This is a genomic window from Streptomyces sp. NPDC057638, assembly GCF_042800315.1.
GTDB lineage: Bacteria > Actinomycetota > Actinomycetes > Streptomycetales > Streptomycetaceae > Streptomyces.
The window spans coordinates 1-6,280 of sequence record NZ_JBHVHF010000388.1 but is presented as its reverse complement, the minus strand read 5'-3'; the positions used below and the strand labels follow the sequence as shown (position 1 = coordinate 6,280).

At 75.2% G+C, this 6,280-nt stretch carries 5 protein-coding genes; 3 read left to right on the top strand and 2 right to left on the bottom strand.

What is annotated here, in order from left to right; all coding sequences use genetic code 11:
• Positions 1–1,835 (top strand): hypothetical protein (locus ACFVIM_RS31555; RefSeq protein WP_384308702.1); only part of this gene is annotated, 1,835 nt, incomplete at its 5' end.
• A gap of 281 nt (positions 1,836–2,116) precedes the next feature.
• Here ACFVIM_RS31555 and ACFVIM_RS31550 read toward each other — a convergent pair.
• Together ACFVIM_RS31550 and ACFVIM_RS31545 are read right to left on the bottom strand one after the other, a co-directional pair.
• A complete protein-coding gene (locus ACFVIM_RS31550; RefSeq protein WP_384308699.1) occupies positions 2,117–2,968 on the bottom strand; it encodes a transglutaminase-like domain-containing protein in 852 nt (283 codons plus the stop codon).
• 321 nt (positions 2,969–3,289) lie between these two features.
• Positions 3,290–4,342, bottom strand: coding sequence for a GNAT family N-acetyltransferase (locus ACFVIM_RS31545; RefSeq protein ID WP_384308697.1), 1,053 nt, complete (start codon positions 4,340–4,342; stop codon positions 3,290–3,292).
• A gap of 115 nt (positions 4,343–4,457) precedes the next feature.
• On the opposite strand from ACFVIM_RS31545, the gene fdxA reads away from it, so the two are divergent.
• The gene (gene fdxA, locus ACFVIM_RS31540) at positions 4,458–4,775 is read left to right on the top strand and encodes a ferredoxin (protein ID WP_384308694.1); all 318 of its coding nucleotides are present in this window, start codon (positions 4,458–4,460) and stop codon (positions 4,773–4,775) included.
• A gap of 263 nt (positions 4,776–5,038) precedes the next feature.
• Positions 5,039–6,136 carry a succinyldiaminopimelate transaminase gene (gene dapC / locus ACFVIM_RS31535; RefSeq protein WP_384308691.1) on the top strand — a complete coding sequence of 366 codons (1,098 nt, stop codon included), beginning with the start codon at positions 5,039–5,041 and terminating at the stop codon, positions 6,134–6,136.
• Positions 6,137–6,280 lie beyond the last annotated feature (144 nt).

Here is a 6,280-nt window from a genome sequence, read left to right as displayed (position 1 = left end):
GGACGGTCCCCGGTGCCGCCCCGGCCGCCCCGGGGACCGTGCCAGGTGCCGCTTCGGCCGACCCGCTGACCGGGGCGGTCCCGCCGAGCGCCGATCCGTTCGCCCCGGCGCCGCCCGCGCCGGGGGGGAACGCGCCGACCGGGCCCACCAGCGGCCCGGCGACCGGGACCATGCCGGTCCGCCCGCGCAAGGGCGCCGCGGCCGGAGTCGCGGGTGGTCTGCGGGCCACGGGCGCGGCGGGTACCGGGAGCGCCGCGGGTGCTCCCGCCGCCGCCGGGACCGCCGCGGGTGCCGCCCCCCTCACGGGCGCGCCGGGTGGTGCCGCTGGGGCGGCGGAGGGCCGCCAGCAGCGCTCGGCGAAGGCGAAGCGGCGTGACGCGCAAGGGGCCCCCGCCGGGCCCGGTGCCGCTCAGGCCGGGCCTGGTGCCGCTCAGGGCGGACCTGGTGCCGCGAACGCGTCCGGTCCCGGCGCGTCCGGTGGGCCGTCCGCCCCCGGTGTGCCCGGCGGTCCGGCGCAGGCGGCCCCGGCCCCTGGCAACCCTGGCGCCCCGGACCTCGCCGCCGCGCGGAAGGCGCGGAAGGCGGCGGCGCCCCGGCTCTCCGACGACACCCAGATCCTGACGCCTCAGCGCCAGGTCCCCCCGCCGCCCGGCGGCGGGGATCGGATGAGCGACACGATGACGACCGGGATGCCGGTCGTGACCCCCGAGCGGCGGCCGCCCTTCCCGGCGCAGAGCGGACCGGGCGGACCGGGCGGGCCCCGGCCCGCGAGCGGTGACTTCCCCGCCGGTCCGGCGGCCCCCGCCGGTCCGGCCGGACCCGCCGCGCCCGGCGCGGGGGAGAGCGCCGCGCCCGCGCCCTCCAGCCGGCCCGCCCCGCCGCCCGCGAAGAAGAAGGGCCGCTCCAAGCTGGTGCTGCTCGGCGTCGGCGTGGTCAGCCTCGGCGCCGTCGCGTACGGAGCCGGGCTGCTGCTCAACCACTCCGAGGTGCCGAAGAAGACCACGGTCCTCGGTGTCGACATCGGCGGCGGTACCAAGGAACAGGCCGTCAACAAGCTCCAGGACGCCCTCGGCAAGCGGGCGTCGGCGCCGCTGGAGCTCACCATCGGCGGCAAGAAGGAGCGGCTCGCCCCCGACAAGGCCGGTCTGTCGCTGGACAGCCAGGCCACCGTGCGGGGCGCGGCGGGCAGCGACTACAACCCGATGTCGGTGGTCGGCTCCCTCTTCGGCGGCGCCCGGGTGGCCGAGCCCGTGATCGTGGTCGACGAGGAGAAGCTGGGCGCCGCGCTGACCGATCTGGCGGGCACGTCGGGCTCGGCGGTCGAGGGCACGATCACCTTCGAGCCGGGCAAGGCCGTCGCGGTCCCGGGCAAGGCGGGCAAGGCCCTGGACGTGGAGCGTTCGATGCTCGCGGTCGAGAACGCCTACCGGGCCCAGGTCGAGAAGGGTGAGCCGGGCGCCGTGGAACTGCCCGTCGCCGTCCGCGCGCCGAAGGTCACCCAGGCCGAGCTGGACCGGGCGATGAAGGAGTTCGCGGAACCCGCGATGTCCGGTGAGGTCACCATCTCGGCGGGTGGCCGGTCGCTGCCGTTCGGCCCGTACAAGTCGCTGCCGCAGATCCTCTCGATGAAGGCCGATAACGGCCGTCTGGTCGACGCCTACGACAAGAAGGCGATCGAGGAGCTGATGGGGTCCTTCTTCGACGGTGTGATGGTCACGAAGGACGGGAAGCAGGAGCAGCTCAGCGCCGACCATGTCGCCCAGGCGATGCGGGACGCGCTGCGCGGGAAGACCTCCGACGAGCGCCGGGTCGAGATCCCGCTCGACGGCGGCTGACCTCCGGCCCACGCCCCGCCGCCCCCGTTCCGTCGCTGATGACGGAACGGGGGCGGACCCTTTTCGGCGGTGTACGCCGGTGTACGGCGGTGTACGGGCGTTACGGGGTCGCTGTCGGCCGGGCGGAGGAGGCGCTCTCCCGCGCCAGCCTCCGTGCGGACGTCCGGCGGCCAGGGGCGCCTCTGAGGGATCTGGCCGGGTCCGGGTGCCCCCGCCCCTGCGCGCCGCGACCGGCCGGACCCCGGGGAGTACCCCCGCGCCGGAGCCCGCTCCCAGAGGGCCTAGTTGAGCATGGCCCGCGCGGCGCGGGCGCGGCCCCGGACCGCCTCCGCCGCCGACGGCTCCACGGCCGCCAGCACCTCCGCGTACGCGTCCAGCTCCGCCGCTCCGGTCAGGAAGTCCCCCCGCTGTACCAGCAGCTGGGCCCGCTCGTACCGCAGCCGCGCCGGGTGTGAGGGCAGCAGCAGCGAGAGATCGATCGCCCACAGGGCGACCGCCGAGTGCTCGGGGCGGCCCCCGGCCCAGGCGCGGATGTTGTTGAGGATCCGCAGGATCACGTCGAGCGCGGGCGCGGGCGCCAGCATCGAGGGGTCGAGCGGCGCCCCCGTGGCCCCGGCGACCAGCAGTTCGGCGTCGTCGCCGGTCAGCAGCCGCCCTCCGGCGAAGGGGTCGGCGAGGACGGTCTCGCCCACGCCGGGCTCGCCGAAGCCGACGACGAAGTGGCCGGGCAGCGCGACCCCGTACACCGGCGCGCCCGCGCGCCGCGCCACCTCGGTCCACACCACCGACAGCAGGATCGGCAGGCCCCGGCGGCGCCGCAGGACGTGGGGGAGGAGGGAGGACTCCAGCCGCTGGTAGTCGGCGGGGGTGCCGTGGAACCCCTCCCGCCCGCCGAGCAGCTCCGCGAGGGCCTCGGCCCAGGCGCGCGGGCCGCGCGTCCCGTACGGGAGGAGCCCGGCGAGCCGGTCGAGTTCGATCTGCGCCGCGTCCATGCCCGCCTCGTCGAGCGCCGGGTCGGCGACGGCGGCCAGCAGCAGACAGAGCAGGGAGAGGTCGGGCCGCTCGGAGCGGGCCTCCGCGGCGAAACGCCCGCGCGGATCGGTGAACTCGTCGTCGTCGCGATACTCGCCCATATGCCACCCGTGTCCGTCCGCGCTGTCCTGCCCGGGGCGCCCGCCCGGTGGGCCGGGGCACCTCGGGGTGATGGTCCCGTGATCCCGGGGATCCGGGGCCGTCCTCCCCGCGGGCCGGTCCCGCGGGGCCTCGGTCGGGTCCGCGACGCCCGGCCCGCTCCCTCGTGGGCCTGGCGGCCCCGGGCGAACCCCGGGGAGCGCCCTCCGCCGTCGCCGGGACGTCCCCCGTACGTCCCCGTACGAGGGAAACCTCCCCCGGGCTCCGCCGGGGCCGCCACCGCCTCGCGACGTCCTCCCGGGCCTCGTCCGGGGAGGGCGGCGCTATGTCGCGGACCCTCGCCGGGGGGCCCTGTAGTGGTGGTAGAGGTGGTGCGTCACCAGCCCCATCCCCGCGTACAGCGCTCCCGCACCCTCATTCTCCGTCTCCACCTGGAGCCACGCCGCCGAGGCCCCCTCGTCCAGGGCGCGCCGGGCGAGCGCGGCCATCACCGCCGTACCCAGGCCCTGGCGGCGGTGGGCCGGACCGACCTCCACGGCCATGAAGCCAGCCCACCGCCCATCGACCACACACCGGCCGATCGCGGCGGGCACTCCGGAGGGGTCCGGCACGGTGGCGAACCAGACCGATCCCGGCCCAGGCCCGGCGGTCAGCACCGCGAGCACCTCGGGGCCGGGCTCGGCGGACCGCTGGTAGCGGCGGAGCCAGGAGTCGTCCACGGAGCGTGACAGGCCGACCCGGCCGATGGCGGAGTCCGTCACCCGGGTGGTGTCCGCGATCGGGGCGAGGGCCCCGATCCGTACCGCGGCGGAGACCTCACGGGCCCAGCCGCGCCGCTCCAGTTCCGCGCAGAGCACCTCCTGCGTTCCGGCCGCGCCGGTCGCGGCCTGGACGTAGGCGGGCAGACCGCGCGCGCCGTACCACTCCTGGACGCGGTCGAGGGCGGCGCCGAGGGGGAGCCCGGGGTCGCCGAGCGCGAGCGCGGAGTTGGCGCGGCGGGTGAAGCCCCGTCCGCCGCCGGGGGCGTACGCGGCCCGGAGCGTCCAGTCGCCGAGGGGTTCGCTCTCCACGGGCTGCCAGGCCCGCGCCCCCACCCGGGTCAGCTCCTCGAAGGTCGCGGCGGGCCCCCGGCGGCGCGCGGGCGCGGCGGGCACCACCTTCCCCGCGACCAGGGAGGATTCGGGAACCCGGACCATCTCTCCCGTACGCCGTGTGATCACCAGCACACCCTCGTCCCAGGATGTGAGAACGCCGACGGCGTCGGTGAACGCCGGGTTCCCGGACGAAGACCCCACCAGACGGCGGATTGACACCCTTTTGCCCACGTCAAGGTGGGTAATGCGGACTTCCAGCCGACCGCCACCAGTGATTTCCACAGCTCTGCGAGCCCCTCCTGTTCGGATCGTCCCCAGGAACGGAGATACTAGGGGCGGGCATCGACGACGCCGCGCTCCCGCGCACTGCCAGGCCCTATCGAGGAGGAACGACAGCGTGACCTACGTCATCGCGCAGCCTTGTGTCGACGTCAAGGACAAGGCGTGCATCGAGGAGTGCCCCGTCGACTGCATCTACGAGGGCAACCGGTCCTTGTACATCCACCCGGACGAATGCGTCGACTGCGGGGCTTGTGAGCCGGTCTGCCCCGTGGAGGCGATCTTCTACGAGGACGACACCCCGGAGGAGTGGAAGGACTACTACAAGGCGAACGTCGAGTTCTTCGACGAGCTCGGTTCGCCCGGTGGTGCCTCCAAGCTCGGACTGATCGAGCGCGACCACCCCTTCATCGCCTCGCTGCCCGCGCAGGGCTGACGGCGGCGAGCCGGAAACCCTCCGGTCCCGTACGGTCGACGTCCGTACGGGACCGAGGCGTTCCCGCGTGGCGCGCGGGACCGGCTCACCCGCGGCGGGCGCCGCACTCCGGCGTGTACGCGGGCGCGCCGCCCCGCGCGAGCCGGACGCGATCATCCGTACGCCGTCTGACACCGTTCTTCCGTGCACGGGCCCTGTGCGCTCCTCCGCGCCCGGGCGCCACGCGGCCGCCGAGCACGGACGAGTACGAGAGAGAGAAGCACGTGTCCGCAGTCTCTTCCCGGCTCCCCGTCTTCCCCTGGGACAGGCTGGAGCCGTACAAGGCGACGGCCGCCGCCCATCCCGACGGGATCGTGGACCTCTCGGTCGGCACGCCCGTGGACCCCGTCCCCGCACTGATCCAGCGGGCGCTGACCGACGCCGCCGACTCCCCGGGCTACCCCACCGTATGGGGCACCGCCGCGCTGCGGGACGCGCTCACCGGCTGGGTGGAGCGCAGGCTCGGCGCGCGGGAGGTGCGGCACACCAACGTGCTGCCCGTCGTCGGCTCCAAGGAACTCGTCGCCTGGCTGCCGACCCAGCTGGGGCTCGGCGCGGGCGACCGGGTGGCCTATCCCCGCCTCGCCTACCCGACGTACGAGGTCGGCGCGCGCCTGTGCGGCGCGACCCCCGTCGTCTACGACGACCCGACCGAGCTGGACCCCGAGGGTCTCGCGCTGCTCTGGCTGAACTCGCCGTCCAACCCCACCGGACGCGTCCTCGACCGGACCGAGCTGGCCCGGATCGTCGCCTGGGCGCGCCAGCACGGGGTGCTGGTCTTCAGTGACGAGTGCTATCTGGAACTGGGCTGGGAGGCCGAGCCGGTCTCCGTGCTCCACCCGGACGTGTGCGGCGGGACATACGAGGGCGTGGTCGCCGTCCACTCCCTCTCCAAGCGCTCCAACCTCGCCGGTTACCGCGCGGCCTTTATCGCGGGCGACGAGCGTGTCCTCGGTGAGCTGCTGACGATCCGCAAGCACGGCGGCATGATGATGCCCGCCCCGGTCCAGGCGGCCACGGTCGCCGCCCTCGGCGACGACACCCATGTCCATGAGCAGCGCGCCCGCTACGCCGCCCGCCGGACGGCGCTGCGCGACGCCCTGGAGGCGCACGGGTTCCGTATCGAGCACAGCGAGGCCAGCCTCTATCTGTGGGCGACCCGGGATGAACCCTGCTGGGAGACGGTCGCCCAGCTGGCCGACCGGGGGATCCTGGTCGCGCCCGGCGACTTCTACGGCGCGGCGGGTGACCGGTTCGTGCGGGTCGCCTTCACCGCGACGGATGAGCGGGTGGCGGCGGCGGTCAAGCGGCTCGGCGGCTGACCGGCGCGCCGGAGCCCGGCACGGGTTTCACGGTTGTAGAGGTTCTGCAGGCTTTACCGGCTTTACCGGCTTTACCGGCTTTACCGGCTTTACCGGCTTTACCGGCTTTACCGGCGAAGGGCCCGGGAGCGGATGCTCCCGGGC